The organism is Flavobacterium sp. LPB0248, assembly GCF_013388355.1.
GTDB lineage: Bacteria > Bacteroidota > Bacteroidia > Flavobacteriales > Flavobacteriaceae > Flavobacterium.
The window spans coordinates 2,443,103-2,463,733 of record NZ_CP058246.1 but is presented as its reverse complement, the minus strand read 5'-3'; the positions used below and the strand labels follow the sequence as shown (position 1 = coordinate 2,463,733).

The 20,631-nt window shown below is 34.2% G+C and carries 17 protein-coding genes; 3 read left to right on the top strand and 14 right to left on the bottom strand.

Annotation, left to right across the window (positions count from 1 at the left end):
• Positions 1–141: 141 nt before the first annotated feature.
• On the bottom strand, positions 142–1,218 hold the full coding sequence (locus LPB248_RS10225; RefSeq protein ID WP_177211342.1) for a serine hydrolase domain-containing protein: 1,077 nt from the start codon (positions 1,216–1,218) through the stop codon (positions 142–144).
• 130 nt (positions 1,219–1,348) lie between these two features.
• On the opposite strand from LPB248_RS10225, the gene LPB248_RS10220 reads away from it, so the two are divergent.
• Positions 1,349–2,446, top strand: coding sequence for an endonuclease/exonuclease/phosphatase family protein (locus LPB248_RS10220; protein WP_177211341.1), 1,098 nt, complete (start codon positions 1,349–1,351; stop codon positions 2,444–2,446).
• Between the two features lie 116 nt (positions 2,447–2,562).
• Complete coding sequence (locus tag LPB248_RS10215) at positions 2,563–3,102, top strand: 3-hydroxyanthranilate 3,4-dioxygenase (protein ID WP_177211340.1); 540 nt, start codon at positions 2,563–2,565, stop codon at positions 3,100–3,102.
• Between the two features lie 122 nt (positions 3,103–3,224).
• Here the strand turns inward: LPB248_RS10215 and LPB248_RS10210 are convergent, their stop codons facing one another.
• Positions 3,225–4,211 carry an MBL fold metallo-hydrolase gene (locus LPB248_RS10210; protein WP_255462915.1) on the bottom strand — a complete coding sequence of 329 codons (987 nt, stop codon included), beginning with the start codon at positions 4,209–4,211 and terminating at the stop codon, positions 3,225–3,227.
• A gap of 150 nt (positions 4,212–4,361) precedes the next feature.
• Between LPB248_RS10210 and LPB248_RS10205 the strand changes: the two genes are divergently transcribed.
• The gene (locus tag LPB248_RS10205; RefSeq protein WP_177211339.1) at positions 4,362–5,915 is read left to right on the top strand and encodes an aldehyde dehydrogenase family protein; all 1,554 of its coding nucleotides are present in this window, start codon (positions 4,362–4,364) and stop codon (positions 5,913–5,915) included.
• 64 nt (positions 5,916–5,979) lie between these two features.
• On the opposite strand, the gene LPB248_RS10200 is transcribed toward LPB248_RS10205, so the two are convergent.
• From LPB248_RS10200 to LPB248_RS10145, 12 genes are all read right to left on the bottom strand, one after another.
• Positions 5,980–8,832: a T9SS type A sorting domain-containing protein gene (locus LPB248_RS10200; RefSeq protein WP_177211338.1), complete on the bottom strand. Its 2,853-nt coding sequence runs from the start codon at positions 8,830–8,832 to the stop codon at positions 5,980–5,982.
• A gap of 478 nt (positions 8,833–9,310) precedes the next feature.
• Complete coding sequence (locus tag LPB248_RS10195) at positions 9,311–10,081, bottom strand: Bax inhibitor-1/YccA family protein (protein WP_177211337.1); 771 nt, start codon at positions 10,079–10,081, stop codon at positions 9,311–9,313.
• Between the two features lie 161 nt (positions 10,082–10,242).
• Positions 10,243–11,634, bottom strand: a complete 1,392-nt coding sequence (locus LPB248_RS10190) for an NADH-quinone oxidoreductase subunit N (RefSeq protein ID WP_177211336.1) — start codon at positions 11,632–11,634, stop codon at positions 10,243–10,245.
• 66 nt (positions 11,635–11,700) lie between these two features.
• Positions 11,701–13,140, bottom strand: coding sequence for a NuoM family protein (locus LPB248_RS10185; protein ID WP_177211335.1), 1,440 nt, complete (start codon positions 13,138–13,140; stop codon positions 11,701–11,703).
• A 10-nt stretch (positions 13,141–13,150) separates the two neighbouring features.
• Positions 13,151–15,034, bottom strand: coding sequence for an NADH-quinone oxidoreductase subunit L (nuoL, locus tag LPB248_RS10180; RefSeq protein WP_177211334.1), 1,884 nt, complete (start codon positions 15,032–15,034; stop codon positions 13,151–13,153).
• A 6-nt stretch (positions 15,035–15,040) separates the two neighbouring features.
• Positions 15,041–15,361 (bottom strand): NADH-quinone oxidoreductase subunit NuoK, encoded by a 321-nt coding sequence (gene nuoK, locus LPB248_RS10175; protein ID WP_008466103.1) that lies wholly within the window; start codon positions 15,359–15,361, stop codon positions 15,041–15,043.
• Entirely contained in the window at positions 15,361–15,900 is a 540-nt protein-coding gene (locus LPB248_RS10170; protein WP_177211333.1) for an NADH-quinone oxidoreductase subunit J, read from the bottom strand. Before LPB248_RS10170 ends, nuoK begins: the two co-directional genes overlap by 1 nt.
• On the bottom strand, positions 15,901–16,446 hold the full coding sequence (locus LPB248_RS10165) for a NuoI/complex I 23 kDa subunit family protein (protein WP_177211332.1): 546 nt from the start codon (positions 16,444–16,446) through the stop codon (positions 15,901–15,903). It lies immediately after the preceding gene.
• An 86-nt stretch (positions 16,447–16,532) separates the two neighbouring features.
• Positions 16,533–17,585 (bottom strand): NADH-quinone oxidoreductase subunit NuoH, encoded by a 1,053-nt coding sequence (gene nuoH / locus LPB248_RS10160; RefSeq protein WP_177211331.1) that lies wholly within the window; start codon positions 17,583–17,585, stop codon positions 16,533–16,535.
• Between the two features lie 3 nt (positions 17,586–17,588).
• Entirely contained in the window at positions 17,589–18,620 is a 1,032-nt protein-coding gene (locus LPB248_RS10155) for a 2Fe-2S iron-sulfur cluster-binding protein (protein WP_111378915.1), read from the bottom strand.
• 87 nt (positions 18,621–18,707) lie between these two features.
• Positions 18,708–20,075, bottom strand: a complete 1,368-nt coding sequence (gene nuoF, locus LPB248_RS10150; RefSeq protein ID WP_177211330.1) for an NADH-quinone oxidoreductase subunit NuoF — start codon at positions 20,073–20,075, stop codon at positions 18,708–18,710.
• Position 20,076: 1 nt separating this feature from the next.
• Complete coding sequence (locus LPB248_RS10145) at positions 20,077–20,607, bottom strand: complex I 24 kDa subunit family protein (RefSeq protein WP_057115709.1); 531 nt, start codon at positions 20,605–20,607, stop codon at positions 20,077–20,079.
• Between the last annotated feature and the right edge of the window lie 24 nt (positions 20,608–20,631).

Below are 20,631 nucleotides of genomic sequence, written 5' to 3'. Positions count from 1 at the left end.
TGACAGTTGAATGATTGTAAAGCAAAAATAAGAAATGCGAGTTTACAAAAGACAAAGTGTCTCTTTATATAGTGAAAGCAGTTTTTATTCATTTTTTTCTTTTGCTTAAAATTATAAAATTAATTTTTAAGGTTTAATAATTTAACCTCCATATTGTTTTTGCAATTCGGCAAGAAGCAACATTAAACCTTTGTCAGCTTCTTCAGATTGCACATTCGCAAATAGTATAAAAGCCTTATCGATATCTTTGCAAATATACACTTTGGTTAAAAATGTTCCTGGATTTCCGTAGTGAAAAGAATATTTTAAACCCGATTTTTCATTTATTTCAGAATACCATCCAAAAGAAAATTCAGGAAAACCGAAATGCATTTTATTAAATTCCTCTTCAGACAATACTTTTGATTTCCCTAACAAACCTTGTAATTGCATCTGCGTAAATTTGCAAAAATCAGGAAGATTTACATTGATATTTCCTGCTGACGAAAGCCAATTTAATTTATAATTTACAAATGGTTTTTCAGGTTTTAAATTTTCATCATGTCCCCATGGCTGGTTTATATCAGTAACGTTTGGCTGTCCAAAGCCGAAGTTAATGCTTAACTTTTTACCCAATTCTTGTACTAAAGTTTCATAACTTTTTCCAGTTGCTTTTTCGAGCATTAAACCTGCCGCAACAAAACTTGGATTAGAGCCGTACCAATCTTGTTTCTCAGTAACAATTTGTTTTTGCTTAAAAAACCAGCTTATAAACTCATAACGCTGTTCCTGATTGTTACCCTTAATTTCTTGTTGATTTGGCGTTTCATTTCCATAAGACCAAGTTGGAATTGGAGCTCTAAATGTCAAGAAATCTTGCAAGGTTACGTTATAGATTTCTGGATTGCTTGCTGCTTTTAATTCAGGATACAAATCAAAGAATTTGGTATCCCATTTTATCTTTCCTTCTTTAACTAAAGTCGCAGCTATATAACTTGTGATCGTTTTTGTGATGGATCCTAAACGAAAGATATCATTAATTTTTGCTTTATGAGAAGACTTGTAACGTTGAAATCCTAAAGCTTCAATTTCAAGTATAGAATCTGATGAAACTACGGCATAAGCCAATTCTGGAATTTTGTATTGTTTTCTGATTTCCTCTGCTCTGAAACTGTTTTTTTGCCCATAAAATGTATTTAGAAAGCTTAAGAAAAAAGCAAAAAACAGTATTTTTTTCATGTTATAAATTATCAGATTTTTTGAGCAAGGTACAAGACTTTTGTTAGAAACAAATGTAATATTTTTTAAATTTTAATAAAGTAAAAATCTTACAAATTTTAATTAGATTTGTTTTTTAAATGTCTTCTCTATGCAGTTAAAATTTAGACTCGGTTTACTTTTTATTTTTTCGTTTTTTATATTATTGGGGCAATCCAAAAAGTATAAAATACATACAATTGCGTTTTACAATTTTGAAAATCTTTACGACACTGTAGATGATGAATTTACAAATGATGATGAATGGACTCCAAATGGGGCACAGCATTGGACAATAGAGAAATATCAGCAGAAATTAAAAAATTTGGCAAGAGTGATATCTGAAATTGGTACACCCGAGAATTCAAACGCTCCAACTTTAATTGGGGGAGCAGAAATAGAAAATAGAGCCGTTTTAGAAGATTTGATAAAAGAGCCAAAATTACAGCCGTTGGATTTAGGAATCATTCATTTTGATTCGCCAGATAAACGTGGTATCGATGTGGCGCTACTTTATCAGAAAAAGTATTTCAGACCAACTTCTTTTTCTAATATTCCATTAATCATTTATAAAAAGGAAATTTCAAAAAAAGAGGAACAATCAGAAGTTTTAGATGACGAAATAGAGGCTAAGAAAGAAAATAAAAACCGGGTTTTTACCAGAGATCAGCTTTTGGTTTCAGGATTTTTAGAGAATGAAGAAATACATATTATCGTAAATCACTGGCCTTCGAGATCTGGTGGAGAAAAAGCAACAACAATGTTTCGTGAAGCCGCAGGAAAATTAAACCGAAAAATTATTGATTCATTACAGCAAATTAATCCACAAGCAAAAGTATTGACAATGGGAGATTTTAATGATGGACCATTTAATAAAAGCATAAAAGAAGGATTAGGTGCAAAGGGCACAAAAGCTGAAGTTGTTGAATTTGGAGTTTTTAATCCGTTTGAAGAGCTTGCCAATAAGGGTTTAGGAACCATTGCGTATCGTGATTCTTGGAACATATTTGATCAAATTATCATGACAGCTTCTCTGGTTAAATCTGATTTTTCGACTTTTAATTTTTGGAAAGCAGGCATTTTCAACAGACCATATCTTATTCAAAATTCTGGTGCATATAAAGGCTATCCGTTGCGAAACACACTTAACGAAGCAGGTTTTAGTGATCATCTTCCAGTTTATATTTATTTGATAAAAGAATTTAAATAAGTATTCAGTCTCAGTTGCAGTTTTCAGCCATAGTAATCAGTCTCAGCAAAACTGAAAACCGCGACTGAGACTGAATACTTTTCACTACCTTAGCTTTTCATAAATTTTGAATAAAAATGGCTATAGCAAAACCTTTTAACCTGACGCAATGGATTGACGAAAACCGTCATTTACTAAAACCACCTGTTGGAAATAAAAACTTATATGTTGATTCTGGAGATTATATTGTAATGATTGTTGCGGGACCAAATGCACGAAAAGATTACCATTATAACGAAACAGAAGAACTTTTTTATCAGTTAGAAGGAAATATCAAGGTTGTCATTCAGGAAGATGGTCAACGTAAAGAAATGGAATTAAATGCAGGCGATATGTATCTGCATCCTGCAAAAGTGCCTCATTCTCCTGTTCGTTCAGAAGGTTCTATCGGACTTGTGATCGAGAGAAAACGCGCTGGACAAGGCTTTACAGATGGTTTGCTTTGGCATTGCGATAACTGCAATCATAAATTGTATGAAGTGTATTTTGAACTTCATAATATCGAAAAAGATTTCCTTCCTCATTTTGAACATTTTTACAATTCAGAAGATTTAAGAACCTGCGATAATTGCGGAACTGTTATGGAAACTGATCCGAGATTTACGGCTAAGAAATAATATTGATAGAAATAGAAAACCCGACAGGCTTTTAAAAACCTGTCGGGTTTAATTACGTTTTGTATTTAGAAATTAAAATAAATCCTTTTATCCCGATAGCTATCGGGAGTGGCAAAATAAAACTACAATTCAAACTTTTTCCCCTGTTCAGGATAAATAATCTTCAATCCTAAATCATTTTGCCCTTTTAACTGCTGTTTAATTTTTGCAATATTCTTTGCAGGCGGTTTTAAATGTGTAATAATAATTTTAAAGTTTTCAAGAGAACCTTTTCCAGCTAAATTCTCTAGAATATGAAGCTCTTTCATTAAATAATTCGGAGTTAAGTGACCAAATAGAAATTTATCTGGCTGTTCATTTGGAAATGAAACTTCAATAAAAATTCCTTTCAATTGTTTGGCCTTAACCAATGGAGCAACTGCGGTCCATAAATCGCGAAGATTATTGCTTTTTTCTACTTCATCTGGTCCTGTGTCTCCTAGATATAAGGCATAATCATTTTCATTTTTAATTAAGAAAGCAGTACTTTCAAATGGGTTAACATGACTTAACGAAAATGCTTTAACACTCATTTTGGTATTCGTCAAAGAAGTTTCTTCTCCCAAATTTAAAGTCTGAAAATGGTATTTTTTTAGAGGAAACCCTGGCCCTGCGTCTCCAAAATTTGCCCAAGTCTGATCGTTGAAATAATGGTTTTCCATCATTTCCATGCATTTATTTGTAGCATAAACTGTTTTAGAAGAATCGGCAGGAGAATTAATAATCAAACCCGAAACATGATCTAAATGTGCGTGCGAAATCAAATATCCTTTGATGTATTTTCGTAAAACTTCGCTTGTAGAAACTTTAAAAGTTTTCTTTTCAATAGCTTTTTCGATTCCCGCGTTTACGGTTCCAGCGTCAAGACAAATATAATCGGTTGTATTTGATGGAGCGATTAAATAAGCCGAAAGATTTTTTTCGTCAATACCGCCCATTACACCTAATGGAACTACAGAAAAAGAGTTTTTTTCTTTTTGAGAAAATATATTTGTTGAGACTAAAAGAAAACAAAGCAGAAGCCTACAATAATGAGTCATATTTTTAATTTTAAGTACTACAAATTTCATTAAATAAATTCAATATTGAGGTTTCGTTTCTGTTAATACTATAAAATAAGCTTAAATTTACGTTCATTTATGAATTAACTTCAATCAAAAATTAATTCTAAAACAATATCTTTACATAAAAATATAACAATTTTAACCAAAAAAGTTACAATGGCAACAATAGCATCGCAATTTGGAATGAAGGAAGCTCTTGATAAATTGGGCATCAAGACAGTAAATGAAGGAACATCAACAGGAATTAATAATTTTTCTTCTGGAGAAATTTTGGAAAGTTATTCACCAGTTGATGGAAAATTAATTGCTTCGGTAAAAATGTCATCGGCAGCAGATTACGAAAAAGCAATTCAAACCGCAGCAGAAGCTTTTAAAACATTTAGATTAATTCCTGCTCCACAACGTGGTGAAATTGTACGCCAATTTGGAGAAAAATTAAGACAAAATAAAGAGGCTCTTGGTAAGTTGGTTTCTTACGAAATGGGGAAATCATTGCAAGAAGGATATGGTGAAGTTCAGGAAATGATAGATATCTGTGATTTTGCAGTAGGTTTATCGCGCCAACTTCACGGATTAACAATGCATTCTGAAAGACCAGGGCATAGAATGTATGAACAATATCATCCGCTTGGAATTGTCGGAATCATTTCAGCATTTAATTTTCCAGTTGCAGTTTGGTCTTGGAACACAGCTTTAGCTTGGATTTCTGGTGATGTCTGTGTTTGGAAGCCATCTGAAAAAACACCTCTTTGCGGTATTGCCTGCCAAAATATAATTGCTCAAGTTATAAAAGAAAACAATCTTCCAGAAGGAATTTCGTGTTTAATAAACGGAGATTATAAAATAGGAGAGTTGTTGACAGCAGATACTCGTATTCCGCTTATTTCAGCTACAGGTTCAACTAGAATGGGGAAAATTGTAGCGCAAACTGTTGCAGGAAGATTAGGGAAGTCATTGTTAGAATTAGGAGGAAATAATGCCATTATTGTTACTCCAGACGCAGATATTAAAATGACGGTTATTGGTGCTGTTTTCGGAGCTGTCGGAACTGCTGGACAAAGATGTACTTCTACTAGAAGACTGATTATTCACGAAAGTATTTATGATAAAGTGAAAGATGCTTTGGTTGCAGCTTATAAACAGTTAAGAATCGGAAATCCGCTTGACGAAAAAAATCATGTTGGACCACTAATTGATACTCATGCAGTAGAAATGTATGCAGCAGCATTAAATAAAGTAGTTGCCGAAGGCGGAAAAATCCTTGTTGAAGGAGGAGTATTATCTGGTGAAGGTTATGAAAGCGGCTGTTATGTAAAACCTGCAATTGCAGAAGCTAAAAATTCGTTTGAAATCGTACAGCATGAAACTTTTGCTCCAGTTTTATATTTAATTAAATATTCTGGCGAAGTAGAAAATGCGATAGAAATTCAAAATGGAGTTGCACAAGGATTATCTTCTGCAATTATGACGAACAACTTACGTGAAGCCGAAAGATTTCTGTCTGCAATAGGTTCTGATTGTGGAATCGCAAACGTAAATATTGGTACTTCTGGTGCTGAAATTGGAGGTGCTTTTGGAGGTGAAAAAGAAACTGGAGGAGGACGTGAATCAGGGTCTGATGCATGGAAAATATATATGCGACGTCAGACAAATACCATTAACTACACCACAAATCTTCCGTTGGCACAGGGAATTAAATTTGATTTGTAATTCATAATATTTGAAATTTAAAAAGGCTTCCAATTTTGGAAGCCTTTTTAAGTTAAGTTAGTTTTTATTTTTTAATTAGTGTTTGATTAAATGATCCATCGACAGTATAAATTTTGGCTAGGTAAGTGCCAGGAATTAAACTGCTTGTGTCAATACTTTGAGAATTTCCAGAATTGATCACTAGATTTCCAGATATATTATAGATAAGTACTTTTTGTACTTTTTGTTCAGGATCTGATAAGTATAAAGTGTTTGAAACAGGATTAGGGTATAAAACTATTTTTGTTGATTCAGTAGTTATTGCTGAATCTGCAACTGCAGCCGTTTTTAGTGTGCCTCCACCATAAACTGTGCTGATGTAGAATAAGTTGGCAACAGAATTTTTAGTGATAGAGTGAGAACCTGCGGCAACAGAAACTGTTACAATACCAGCAGATGCAGTATAAGAAACATTGTCTACTTTAATGCTTCCTGCAAAAGCAGAATCAAAAACCAAAGTCAAAGTTGATGCACTTGCTGTTGTATACGTTATGGATGTGCTTGATTCTATTTTAAGACGTTCAGTAAGTGTTAATCCGTTATAAGTTACAGAACCTGGAGTTGAATTCATATTTCCTGTAATAGAGTAGAAGGTGCTTGTTTTTCCAGATGTTGTAAAATTATGTAATTCAGATCCTCCACCAGAACCTGTAGTAACTGTTATTGCTCCTGATGCAGATACTGGTGTTCCAGCTGTTCCTGAAGTGATTACCGTATAAGAAACATTTGCAGTTGGAGTTCCAGTAATAGTTATCGTTTTTGCAGTTGTATTTTTTATAAAAGACAATCCAGAAGCAGGTAATCCAGTTACAGATGCATCTGTAGCATTTCCGCCCCAAGTAAATACAATTGAAGCAATAGCAGTTCCAGAAGAAACGGTTTGGCTATTATTGCCAGATGAAGTTAATGTTTGTGTTCCAGCTGGAGTTACTGTTACAGTTCCAGAACCAGTAGCTGGGGAACCACTAGTTCCAGAAGTTGCAATGGAGTACGAAACTGTTGCAGTTGGCGTACCAGAAATAGTTATCGTTTTAGCTGTAGTATTTTTTACAAAAGTCAATCCAGAAGCAGGCAATCCAGTTACGGTTGCATCAGTTGCATCTCCGCCCCATGTAAATACGATGGAAGAAATTGCTGTTCCGGTTACAACGGTTTGATTGTTGTTTGAAGCCGAAGTTAAAGTTAAAGTTTGTGTTCCAGCAGGTGGATTCCCTTCTCCTTGAACAGCAACTAAAGTTCCAGTATAGTTTGTAAGTGCTGTTTTTAATGCTGTAATAACTAAAGAAGAAGTATCATCTGTTGCATTATTAAACGTCCATTTCAAATCCCCTCCAGAAACACGTCCTGCATATTGAGTCGTTTTTGTTTTTGCCGCTGCCGGAGTATCGATTGTTAGATTTTTCACATACAAATTTGCATCTGTATCGAAGTTGTTATAGACATTAGCACCAGATTTAGATTTTACAGAACTGCTTACCACTTCTCCTCTTGTTGCTGCAACATATGCATCAAAATCGGTTGTAGAGCTTATTTTTCCAGAGATATTGTACAACGGATTCGGATCATTATAAGCTACGAATCGCATATTGTTTGTACCGTTTGAGGCATCAAAAGTATTATTGAATGCTTTAATGCTTCCTCCAGCTTCGCCAGAAAATGTTCCCATTGTTCCTGCATTATTCACTTGGTTGGCTTCGTCCCAAATATCGGAACCTTGTAGAGAAGTTAACATTGGATGTTTACTATTTCTATAATAGTTTCCTTCAACAAAAAGTGAAGATCCCATAGTTGAACCTGCTCCATATTTTGAAACTCCATCATAATAGTTGTTGTAAATGTGAGCTGAATAATAGCGCACGCGAGGATGACGAGAATCTGAGTGATCGAACCAGTTGTGGTGATACGTAACATATAAACCTGAAGTTGTTCCTTCACTTAATCCTAGAAGACTCGCTTTTCCATTATCCCAAAAGTGGTTGTAAGACATCGTAATGTAAGTCGAAGTTTTATTGTCTAATGCTCCGTCACCTTTTATTTGGTCAGCATCACTTCCTGCATTTCCGTAGAACAAGTCGCAGTTGTGAACCCAAACGTGGTCATTATCCTGTTGCATTCCTACGTTATCGCCTGCCGTACTATCGCAGTTCATAAATCCAAGATTGCTTACTTCTATGTTTGAAGCAGATTTTAATCTAACTCCCCATCCATTTGCAACAGCGTCGTCTCCAACACCTTCAATGGTAACATAACTCGAAGTATTATTTGAATTTTCAATAACAACATCACCACCTTCCATAACGGTCATATCCGTAATATTTCCAATTAAACGAATAATAAACGGACGCGTATCTTTCCCTTTTTTGATAGCATATAGAATATTTTGTAGGCCAATACAAGGATTTGCACTTGCACCTGTAATATTCATTGAAATGGTGTTTTTCGTGTTTTGGGTAATGTACAGAATTACGGCATTGTCTTTCGGTGTTCCGTCTGCTCTGTATCCTCCAGGAACACGACCGCCTTCAAATGCAAATCCATTTCTGTCTTGTGCGCTAACGGTTAGACTACCAGTTGTAGCTCCTGTTCCTTCTGTGCCATTCACTACAGGTTTTATCTTTACGGTGTATGTTCCAGCTTTAAGGCCAGGAATGTCGGCGCGAAAGTAAGATCCGTAGCTTCTAATAAGCTGGTCATCTATTTTTTTGTCTGTAAATCCATTACCAGTATAATAGACATTGTACGTTTGGGCACCGCTGACAGGCTGCCATTTTACAAAAGCAGATTCCAGCCAGCCAGAAGCTTCGTTAATTTGGATAGTTTGGGCCCATAATTGAACTGTCATGAAGAAGACAGCCATGAAAAGTAGGTTTTTTTTCATAAGGTTTGTTTAAGATAGTTAATAAAAAAAGTAAGTGGTTTTACTTCCGATTCCAAGTGGTTTAATTGTAATCGATTACACAAAATTATATATTAATTTTTAATACGATAATTTTTTTGCTAAAAAAAAGAGAATACTTGAAATATTGTGTTTTTAAAATAATAAAAATGTAATAAATTGCATTAATTGTAATTTATTACACAACGCGTATCGAGTACGGAAAGCCGTATTTTTCTCGCTTTTTTAAATTTTAAACGTTAAACAAAAAGAATGAAAAGAAGTTGTAATTTTTTTTTATTACATAAATTACATTTTATTTTTTTTGTAGGAAATAGATTCTTTTTGTGTTTTGAATAAAAGATTATTCTTAGAAGATTTAATTAGAATATCGATTTGGTATTCAAAATTTAATCTATAGCAATAAAAAAAGCCCTTTTGATTTACTCAAAAAGGCTCTTATTTTATTTAAAAAAACTTGTTAGTCTCTACTAGAAATTTTTGTTAAAAGTCTTAGAAATTCGATATACAACCAAACTAATGTAATCATTAATCCCATTGCTCCATACCATTCCATAAATTTTGGCATTTTTTCTCTCGCTCCTTTTTCAATTAAATCAAAATCTAAGAAAAGGTTAAGCGCAGCAATAATAATAACAAAAACGCTGATACCAATACTCATCATAGAATTTCCGTAATGAACAGGTGTCCAGCTTGAAAACATTGACACAACCCAAGAAATTAAATAATAAGTCGCAATTGCCAATGTTGCAGCCACTACAACAGATTTGAACTGTTCAGTAACTTTAACAATTTTAAATTTATATAAACCAAGGCAGACTAAGAAAGTAACAAGAGTTGCTCCAACTGCGTTAATTACGATTCCAGGAAATTTTAATTCAAATATTGCAGAAATACCTCCTATAAATAATCCTTCAAATAAAGCATATCCTGGTGCTAGATACGGTGATAACTGTGGTTTGAATGAAGAAACTAATACTAAAATGAAACCAACAATTGCTCCTCCAATTGTTGGCAACATAGGGTTTATTCCGTTAAAAGTCATCCACCATGTCACCATAGCAGCACCGCATAAAATAAGAAATAAGATTGCTGTTTTGTTGATTGTTCCAGACACCGTCATATCTTGATTGTAATCAATAATTTGAGCATGGTGTACTTCTGTTCTTGGTTCAGCATTTGATGAAAAACGCTTACTGTTTAAAAATGGATTTTTTGAATTAAAGTTCATATTTTAATACATTTAATTGAACTCAAATATATGGAGATTTTTTGAAGTGCAATTGTTGGATGGAATTTTTTAACATGAATTTCTGTTCTTAATTTAGAGCATAAAAAAAATCCATCAAATATGTTTTTTGATGGATTTTGTATTTTAAGTAAAGGATTATGTTATTTCAATAAATCTAAAACTAATGATGGGAATAAACCTAATGCAATGTTTAGAACAATTGATATTACAGCCGTTGCATAAATAAGGAATGGTCTACCTGTTCTTTCCTCGTTTGGTTCTTTTGAATACATCGCGATGATTAGTTTGAAATAATATCCAACACTAATAATAGAGTTAATCACGGCAACAATTACTAAACCGATATATCCTGCTTGAATAGTTTGATTGAATAAGAATAACTTAGCAAAGAATCCAGAGAAAATAGGAATTCCGGCCATTGATAATAGTGAAGCGGTAAGGATTGCTGCCAATAACGGATTTGTTTTTCCTAAACCATGGAAATTTGTAATGTCTTCGTTATCGCGATCTCTGCAAACGTACAAAATAACACTGAAAGCCGCGATTCCAGCTAATGCATAAGCAGTAGTGTAATATAATAAAACTCCTGCTGAAGCTGAAACCGTTAATAATGTCATTAACATGAAACCAGCATGAGAGATTCCAGAAAAAGCAAGCATACGTTTTACGTTTACTTGTCTTAGCGCCATAATATTACCAACAGACATTGAGGCAATTGAAATTATAACAACGATCACTTCAAAAGTATGCAATAGGTCTTGATTATCTAATGAAGAAATGAAATTCATACCAGCAATCAGTTTAAATAAAGTTGCAATTGCCACAACTTTTGCCAATGTACTCATTAAAGCAGTTGTTAAAGCTGGAGAACCTTCGTATACATCTGGAGCCCAGAAATGAAAAGGTACTGCCGCTACTTTAAATAGCATTCCAATAACCATTAAAATCATTCCGATTGGAAACCAGATTGGCAATTCTGCAGATAAAGCACTTTCGTGAATTTCACTAATGTCAAAACTTCCCATTGCACCGTAAATCAAACAGATTCCGAATAGGATAATTCCTGAAGCAAATGATCCCATTAAGAAATATTTCATACCAGCTTCGTTACTTTTGATATTCAAACGATCACTAGCAGCAAGTACATATAAAGCAATAGATAAAATTTCAATTCCTAAAAAGAACATAGCTAAGTTTCCAAAAGAAACCATTGCAACAGCTCCAGCTAGTAAAAATATTTTAATCGCAACGTAGTCTGAAATTTTTGCTTGATGATTTTGATAGAAATTATGACTTAATGCTACAAGGAAAATCGTCAAAACGATAAACAATGATGAAAAAGCTGTAGAAAACTTGCTTACCGCTATCATATTGTTGTAATAACTTTGTTCTGTTCCAAATTCGCAATAATTAAGTGCCAATACACCTAATAAACCTAAAATGGTAATAGGAATAATGGCCTTTCTTAAATTAAGAATTTCAAACAATAGGCAGAAAATACCCAATCCTGTTATAGCTATTAATGTATTCATTTTTATCTTTTTGATTTAGGATTTCAATTTTTAAATGTAATCCTAATTTATTTTTTGTTTAAAATATTAGTTCTTATTGATAACTTGTAAAATGTTTTCCAAGCTTGGTGTAATCAAATCTGTAATTGGTTTTGGATAGAAACCAAAGAATAATAAAACAGCGATAATTACGGCAAATGAAATTCCTTCGTTAAGTGTAACATCAGCAAAAGTTTTTGCATTTGTTTCTCCTAACATTACATGCTGGAACATTCTTAACATATAGTAAGCTCCTAAAATGATTGTTGTTCCACCAAGGATCGCGAACCAGATATTGATTTGAGATAAACTGTATAATACTGTAAACTCTCCAACAAAGTTAAATGTACTTGGTAAAGCAACAGAAGCCAATACTAAGATCAAAAACATTGAAGTGAATTTTGGAGACTGTGTACGGATACCGCCCATTTCTGAAATTTCTCTAGTTTCGAATCTTCTGAAAATTATTTCAGCAGCGAAGAATAATCCCACTACAACAAAACCGTGAGCGATCATTTGCATTACAGCACCTCTAAAGCCATCAAGAGTTAGAGTGTAAGATCCTGCCGCGATTAATCCAACGTGAGCAAGAGAAGAATAAGCTAATAATTTCTTTAAATCTTTTTGTCTCAATGCAACGATTGAACCGTAGATTACACCTGCAATTCCTAAACCAATAAAGATATACATGTATTCTTTAGCAGCGATTGGTGCAAGTGGCAATTGCCAACGAAGTACGCTGTACAATCCCATTTTTAGCATGATACCAGATAAAAGCATTGTTCCAACAGTTGGTGCTTTTTGGTACACATTTGCCTGCCAAGTGTGGAAAGGTATAATTGGAATTTTGATTGCATAAGCTAAGAAGAAAGCCAAGAAAATCCAGAATTGCTCGCAAGCAGATAAGTTTACTTTATATAAATCTTCGATTAAGAAAGAACCTGCTTTTTGGTATAAATAAATAAACGCAGTTAACATAAATAACGAACCTGCCAGTGTATAAATAAAGAATTTAACCACTGCTTTTCTGCGCTCTTCAGCATCACCATTACCCCAGATCAAAGCAATAAAGTAGATTGGAATAAGTGCTAGCTCCCAGAAAATATAATATAAAAGACCATCAGCAGCTAAGAAAGTCCCAGTCATAGCAAAAGCCATAAACAAGATCAGAGCATAGAAGCCTTTTGCATTTTTATATTCATTTCCGAAAGAAGAAAATATGATTATCGGAGTTAAAGCTGCGGTCAATAAAACCATTGCAAGTCCAAGTCCATCACCGTTTAAAGCGAATGAAATTTTTGGTTGATTAATCCAGCTGTTGATTACGCTGATATTTTCACCTGCATTATAATTATTCAATAATACAATTGAACATCCTAAAGCGGCTAAACTGAAAAGTAAAGCAACTTTTGAAGCTAGTTTGTCACCAGAAAAATAAGTGGCAAATGCACCAATTAAAAGTATAATTAATATAGTAGAAACGTTCATAGTAATAATATTATTGAGCTAAAAATATATAGGAAACAATTGCACAAAGTCCTAAAACAAATACAAATAGATATAATCCTATACTTCCGGTTTGTAATTTTTTTCCTTGGAAAGCAATCTCGTTTGCTATTTTACCTAATCCGAAAACAAGAGCAGACAATCCTGTCTCGATATAATCTCTAAAGAATTTAGATAAACTATTAACTGGTGCTACAAATACAGCGTCGTAAACTTCATCTACATAGTATTTGTTGTATAACACTTTGCTGAATCCAGTAATATTTTCATCAGATTCTGGAATATTATCTTGTTTAAAGTATTTTATGTAAGCTATTAAAATTCCTAATAATCCACCTAAAACAGCAACACCCATTAAAGTATATTCAGTTGTGCCTAAATGATGCTCTTCGCCTGCCACTTTCGTGAAAAGAGGAGCAAGGTAACCATTTAACCAGCTGTTTCCAGGTAAACTAATCAATCCGCCAAAAGTTGCCAAAATAGCTAATATAATAAGCGGAATAGTAATTAATGAACCACTTTCGTGTAAATGATGCTTTTGCTCTTCAGTTCCTCTAAATTCTTTGAAGAAAGTTAAGAACATCAAACGGAACATATAGAAAGCTGTCATAATTGAAGCAACAGATCCAACAACGTATAATGGAATGCTGTGGTGGAATGCTGTCAATAAAATTTCGTCTTTAGAAAAGAATCCTGAGAAAAATGGAACTCCAGAAATTGCTAATGAAGAAATTAACATTGTCCAGAATGTGATTGGCATTGCTTTACGCAAACCTCCCATGTTACGCATATCTTGTTCTCCATGCAATCCGTGAATTACAGATCCAGATCCTAAGAATAAACATGCTTTAAAGAAAGCGTGAGTGATTACGTGGAAAACCGCTACTTCATAAGCTCCAAATCCTAATGCTAAAAACATTAAACCTAATTGAGAAACTGTAGAGTAAGCCAATACTTTTTTGATGTCATTTTGAACTAATCCAATTGTAGCCGCAACTAATGAAGTGATTGCTCCAATAATTGCAATTACAGATTGAACGTCTGTTGCAAGGTCAAAAACAAAGTTTAATCTTGTTACCATAAAGATACCAGCAGTAACCATCGTAGCCGCGTGGATTAAAGCAGAAACTGGAGTTGGACCAGCCATCGCATCAGGTAACCAAGTGTATAACGGAATTTGAGCAGACTTACCACAAGCTCCAATAAACAAGCATAAAGCAGCTAAAGAAAGTAAAGGTAAATCTAAGTTTGAAGCTCCAGCAATAGCTGTTTTCAAAGTTGCATAATCTAATGTTGAAAACATTGATCCAATGATGAACATTCCGATTAATAGACCTAAATCTCCAATTCTGTTCATGATGAAAGCTTTTTTTGCAGCATCATTGTAATCTTGGTTTTTATGCCAGAATCCAATTAATAGGTAAGAACAAAGTCCAACACCTTCCCATCCAATGAAAAGAACTAATAAGTTGCTTCCAATTACAAGTGTAATCATGAAGAATACGAATAGATTTAAATAAGCAAAGAATTTGTGCATATTTTCATCATCGTGCATGTAACTGATAGAGTATAAGTGAATCAAAGATCCGATTCCCGTTACAAAAAGTAACCAAAGAACAGATAATTGATCTAATAAAAATCCAAGATTGATTTTTAAGTTGCTAATTTGAATCCAATCAAATAAAGTAACTTCGATTCCTTTTCCGGTTGAAGTTATTTGATTAAAAAGTAAAAGAGAAACAACAAAAGAAATTGCTACGGCAATAGTTCCGATTGCACCAGAAACTGTTTTGCCTAAGCTTTTTCCAAAAAAGACATTTACTAGAAAACCTAGTAAAGGAGTTAAAACTAAAATTAAAGCTAAATTGGTATCCATTTCTGATTATCCTTTTAAATTTTTTAAATTATCGATACTGATTGATCCAATATTTCTAAAGATAGAAACTAAAATGGCCAATCCTACCGCAACTTCGGCTGCAGCAACCGCCATCGAGAAGAACACAAAAACTTGTCCTTGTGCATCTTGATGATAAGTTGAAAAAGCAACAAATAAAAGGTTTACCGCATTCAACATAATTTCGATAGACATGAAAACGATAATAGCATTTCGTCTGTACAATACACCAAAAATTCCAATACAGAAAAGTACAACACTCAAAAAGATGTAGTTTTCAATACCTATTTGATTTAATATATTACCCATTATTTATTTAATTTTTCTTTTTTAGACAATAGAACTGTTCCAATCATAGCAACCAAAAGTAAGATTGAAGCAAATTCGAACGGAACCATATATTCGTTCAATAATATTTTACCTAAAACTTTAATTGATTGGAAATCTTCTCCAGTAGAATCGTATTCACCAACAATTGGTTTTGAGTTGATAAAGATTGTGATTAGAACAATCAATATTAAACAGAAAGAAACAATAGCACCTAAGCGTGTAATTCTAGGACGGTGAACTTCTCGCTGTTCGTTCAGGTTCATCAACATGATGGTAAACAGGAACAGAATCATAATAGCTCCGGAGTAGACTATTACATGTACAACAGCTAAGAACTGAGAATTTAATAGTAAATAATGACCAGCAATAGAAAAGAAACAAATTACCAAATAGATGGCACTATGAATCGGGTTTCTGCTGAAAATAGTCAAGAAAGCAGTAATAACGGTAATGAACGCTAAAAAGCAAAAGATAACTTGAATAGTTGTTGCGTGTGCAAAATCTGGAATATGTATCATTTAGTTAGCGTTTTTAAGTTGAGCATTTTTCATAGCCATTTCTAAAGGCATCACTAATTTATCTTTCCCGAAAATGAAATCTTCTCTATTGTAGTTAGCAGGAACTAATACTTTAGATTCTGTTAAGTAAATAGCATCTTTTGGACAAGCTTCTTCACATAAACCGCAGAAAATACAACGAAGCATATTGATTTCGTAGATTTCAGCGTATTTCTCTTCTCTATATAAATGTTTTTCATCAGGCTTTCGTTCTGCAGCTTTCATAGTGATAGCTTCAGCAGGGCATGATAAAGCGCATAATCCACAAGCAGTACAGTTTTCTCTACCTTGTTCGTCGCGTTTCAGCATATGCTGACCACGATAAACTGGGCTCATTTCACGAACTTGCTCAGGATAATGAATCGTAACTTTTTTTCTAAAAAGGTGTTTTACAGTAATAACTAGACCTTTTATAATCGCCACAAGATACAATCGTTCAACAAAAGACATGTCCTTATTTGACACCACCTTTTTTCTACCCGATAATGATATAGTTTCTATTGACATTTTTACTATTATAGTTTATGATTTATAATTTGAATGAATCAAATTCAAAATCTATTTTGTTTTTTATTTGAAGCTTGATGTGACTCTTAGAATCCTAAAGCTGCTAAGATTTCGTGTCTTAAAATAACAACACCCGTAATCATGATATTAATGATCGAAAGCGGAATTAAAATTCTCCAGCCTAAATGCATTAATTGGTCATATCTAAATCTTGGAATCGTCCAACGCACCCACATGTAAAAGAATATGAAGAAACATATTTTTACAAATAATACCGCAATTCCTAATAAGTTAGCTGTATTTACACCTACATTTTCTACCATCCATTGCATTCCTGGGTAGTTGTAGCCACCAAAGAACAATACAGAAATAATGGTAGACGAGATAAACATACTTGCATATTCAGCAAATAGATAAAATCCCATTTTCATTGATGAATATTCTGTATGGTAACCTCCAATTAACTCGTTTTCACATTCTGCTAAATCGAAAGGAGTTCTATTTGTTTCTGCAAATGAACAGATTAAGAAAATTAAGAATGATAATGGCTGATAGAAAACATTCCAATTCATTCCAGCTTGCTGTTCAGAAATTACTTTTAAACTCATTGTTCCAGTCATCATCAATAAAGCGATTATTGATAATCCCATTGCAACCTCGTAAGAAACCATTTGAGAAGCAGCACGAATAGCTCCCATCAATGAGAATTTATTGTTAGAAGCCCATCCACCAATCATGATGCCGTAAACTCCAACAGAAAGAACTCCAAAAATGTATAATATAGCTATGTTAACATCTGTAGCTTGAAGAATGATGTCTCTCCCAAAAAGATGAAGCCTATCTCCCCAAGGAATAACAGCACTTGTCATCAAAGCGGTACTCATTGCAATCGCTGGACCTACGAAGAATAAAAATCTATTAGGAGTGTTAGGTTCGAATTCTTCTTTAGAGAATAATTTCATACCATCGGCAAGAGGCTGTAATAAACCTCCCCATCCTGCACGGTTTGGTCCAACACGGTCTTGCAAGAAAGCAGCAACTTTACGTTCTGCCCAAGTAGAATACATTGCCATGATCATTGTTACCGCAAAAACGACAACAATTACAACACTCTTTTCTATAATAAATGCACTTTCCATTTCTTAAACTTTTTTATCATTATCAGTTAATGGAATCGCTGCCATACTAATTTTTTTACGGTCAATATCTCTACCTAAAAGGATATTTTTCTCAGTATCGATTTCAACTTTCTCTAATTTCTGAGTGTAGTTATTTTGGTTGATAACAGAATCTTTTTCAAATTCTCTTGGCCCTTCAATTACCCAGTCATTTACGTTTTTATGATCAAAACGACAGCTATTGCAGATGAATTCTTCCACTTCATGGTATTCATCTTTACGGCCAGTTACACGCTGAATTTCTCCACCAAACATCCAAACTGTAGTTTTTCCACAACATCCTGGAGTAGTACATTCTCTGTGTGCGTTATAAGGTTTGTTAAACCAAACTCTTGATTTAAAGCGGAAAGTTTTATCTGTTAAAGCTCCAACCGGACAAACGTCAATCATGTTTCCAGAGAACTCATTGTCGATTGCTTTAGAAATTCCAGTTGAAATATTAGCGTGATCTCCACGATCTAATACTCCATGAACTCTATTGTCTGTCAATTGATCTGCAACTTGTACACATCTTTGACATAAAATACAACGGTTCATGTGAAGTTGAATATTTGGACCAATATCTTCTGGTTCAAATGTTCTTTTCTCTTCAATGTAACGTGATTTCGGATTCCCGTGCTCGAAACTTAAATTCTGTAAATCACATTCACCAGCTTGATCACAAATAGGACAATCTAGAGGGTGATTGATTAATAAAAATTCTGTTACAGATTTACGGGCTTCAGTTACCCTTGCAGACGATTTACTGTTTACTTCCATACCATCCATACATCCTGTTACACAAGATGCCATCAATTTTGGCATTGGTCGTGGGTCAGCTTCACTTCCTTTAGAAACTTCAACTAAACAACAACGACATTTACCGCCGCTGCCTTTTAATTTTGAGTAATAGCACATGGCTGGCGGTACTAAATCCCCTCCAATCATACGTGCAGCCTGCAGGATCGTTGTTCCTGGTTCTACGTCTATACTTTGACCGTCTATGGTTACTTTCATCTCTTTGTTTGTTTTTTTAGTTTCAGGTTTAAAGTTTCAGGTTGTTGGACTTGAAACTAAAAAAACTTGAAACTTGAAACTATATTTTTAAACTGTTTGTTTGCCTACTAAATGTTTCACTTGTGAAAAAGGTTCAGCAACAAAGTGATCTCTATTTTTGATTTTTTCTGGGAAACGAACATGATATTCAAACTCATCTCTAAAGTGACGAATCGCAGCAGCTACTGGCCAAGAAGCGGCGTCACCAAGTGGACAGATTGTGTTTCCTTCAATTTTACTTTGAATGCTCCACAATAATTCGATATCTTCTTCGCGGCCTTGACCGTTTTCGATTCTCCATAAGATTTTTTCCAACCATCCCGTTCCTTCACGGCAAGGAGTGCATTGTCCGCAAGATTCGTGGTGGTAAAAACGAGCAAAGTTCCAAGTGTTTCTTACTACACAAGCGGTATCGTTATAAACAATAAATCCTCCAGAACCTAACATCGATCCAGTAGCAAAACCACCATCACTTAAAGATTCGTAAGTCATTAGACGATCTTCGCCATTTGCTGTTTTGAAAATCAAGTCAGCAGGTAAGATTGGCACAGAAGAACCTCCTGGTACAAATGCTTTTAATGGACGATCAGAAGACATTCCTCCTAAATATTCGTCAGAATTCATGAATTCGTCAACACTTAAACCTAGTTCAATTTCGTAAACGCCAGGATTTTTGATGTGTCCAGAAGCAGAAATTAATTTAGTTCCAGTAGAACGTCCAATTCCAATTTTAGCATAATCATCACCAGAATTGTTTACAATCCAAGGCACAGTCGCAATTGTTTCAACATTGTTTACCACAGTTGGATTTGCCCAAAGACCAGAAACCGCTGGGAAAGGTGGTTTAATACGAGGGTTTCCTCTTTTACCTTCCAATGATTCGATTAATGCTGTTTCTTCTCCACAGATATAAGCTCCAGCTCCACAGTGAACGTGAAGTTCTAGATCATAACCTGATCCTAATATATTTTTTCCTAACCATCCGGCAGCTTTTGCTTCGGCGATTGCTCTTTCTAAGATTTTAAAAACCCACATATATTCTCCACGGATGTAGATATAAGATAGGTTAGCGCCTAAAGCGTAGCTTGAAGTAATCATTCCTTCGATCAATAAGTGAGGAATATATTCCATCAAAAATCGATCTTTGAATGTTCCAGGCTCAGATTCGTCGGCATTACAAACTAAGTGTCTTGGTCTTCCTGATTTTTTGTCAATAAAGCTCCATTTCATTCCGGCAGGGAAACCTGCACCCCCACGACCACGTAATCCTGATTTTTTTACTTCTTCAGTAACTTCGTCTGGAGTAAGTGTTTTTAAAGCTTTTTCTACAGAAGCGTAACCACCATTTTGGCGATAAACTTCGTAGGTTTTAATTCCAGGAATATTGATTTTATCTAATAATATTTTTTGTGACATCTTATTTATCGTGTAATATTATTTTATCATCTCTACAATCAGCAATGATCTGATCGATTTTTTCTTCTGTCAGTTTTTCTTTGTAGAAATCACCTAATTGCATCATCGGAGCGTATCCGCAAGCACCTAAACATTCTACACCAGCAATGGTAAACATTCCGTCTGGAGTTGTTTCTCCCATTTTAATGCCTAGTTTTTCAGAAGTATAATCCATTAAATCTTCGGCACCTCTTAAACAGCAACAAGAAGTCTGGCAGAACTCAAACATATACTTTCCAATCGGCTTTTGGTTGAACATTGTATAGAAAGTAACCACTTCATAAACCTCAATTGGTTTTATCTGAAGAATCTCGGCAACTTTATCTTGCAGTTCAATACTAAGCCAGTTGTTATGTGCATCCTGAACTTCGTGTAAAACAGGCAATAAAGCCGACTTTTGTTTGCCCTCAGGATAATGGCTGATTAATTCATTGATGCGATTCATCAATGCCTCAGTCATGTTTATTTCTTGTTTGTAATGTTTACGTTCCATTTTTATTTTAGATTTTAGATTTTA

Coding starts and splice junctions, on each gene's coding strand:
- LPB248_RS10225 (WP_177211342.1), bottom strand. CDS start 1,218: ATGAAAAAAATACTGTTTTTTGCTTTTTTCTTAAGCTTTCTAAATACA.
- LPB248_RS10220 (WP_177211341.1), top strand. CDS start 1,349: ATGCAGTTAAAATTTAGACTCGGTTTACTTTTTATTTTTTCGTTTTTT.
- LPB248_RS10215 (WP_177211340.1), top strand. CDS start 2,563: ATGGCTATAGCAAAACCTTTTAACCTGACGCAATGGATTGACGAAAAC.
- LPB248_RS10210 (WP_255462915.1), bottom strand. CDS start 4,211: ATGAAATTTGTAGTACTTAAAATTAAAAATATGACTCATTATTGTAGG.
- LPB248_RS10205 (WP_177211339.1), top strand. CDS start 4,362: ATGGCAACAATAGCATCGCAATTTGGAATGAAGGAAGCTCTTGATAAA.
- LPB248_RS10200 (WP_177211338.1), bottom strand. CDS start 8,832: ATGAAAAAAAACCTACTTTTCATGGCTGTCTTCTTCATGACAGTTCAA.
- LPB248_RS10195 (WP_177211337.1), bottom strand. CDS start 10,081: ATGAACTTTAATTCAAAAAATCCATTTTTAAACAGTAAGCGTTTTTCA.
- LPB248_RS10190 (WP_177211336.1), bottom strand. CDS start 11,634: ATGAATACATTAATAGCTATAACAGGATTGGGTATTTTCTGCCTATTG.
- LPB248_RS10185 (WP_177211335.1), bottom strand. CDS start 13,140: ATGAACGTTTCTACTATATTAATTATACTTTTAATTGGTGCATTTGCC.
- nuoL (WP_177211334.1), bottom strand. CDS start 15,034: ATGGATACCAATTTAGCTTTAATTTTAGTTTTAACTCCTTTACTAGGT.
- nuoK (WP_008466103.1), bottom strand. CDS start 15,361: ATGGGTAATATATTAAATCAAATAGGTATTGAAAACTACATCTTTTTG.
- LPB248_RS10170 (WP_177211333.1), bottom strand. CDS start 15,900: ATGATACATATTCCAGATTTTGCACACGCAACAACTATTCAAGTTATC.
- LPB248_RS10165 (WP_177211332.1), bottom strand. CDS start 16,446: ATGTCAATAGAAACTATATCATTATCGGGTAGAAAAAAGGTGGTGTCA.
- nuoH (WP_177211331.1), bottom strand. CDS start 17,585: ATGGAAAGTGCATTTATTATAGAAAAGAGTGTTGTAATTGTTGTCGTT.
- LPB248_RS10155 (WP_111378915.1), bottom strand. CDS start 18,620: ATGAAAGTAACCATAGACGGTCAAAGTATAGACGTAGAACCAGGAACA.
- nuoF (WP_177211330.1), bottom strand. CDS start 20,075: ATGTCACAAAAAATATTATTAGATAAAATCAATATTCCTGGAATTAAA.
- LPB248_RS10145 (WP_057115709.1), bottom strand. CDS start 20,607: ATGGAACGTAAACATTACAAACAAGAAATAAACATGACTGAGGCATTG.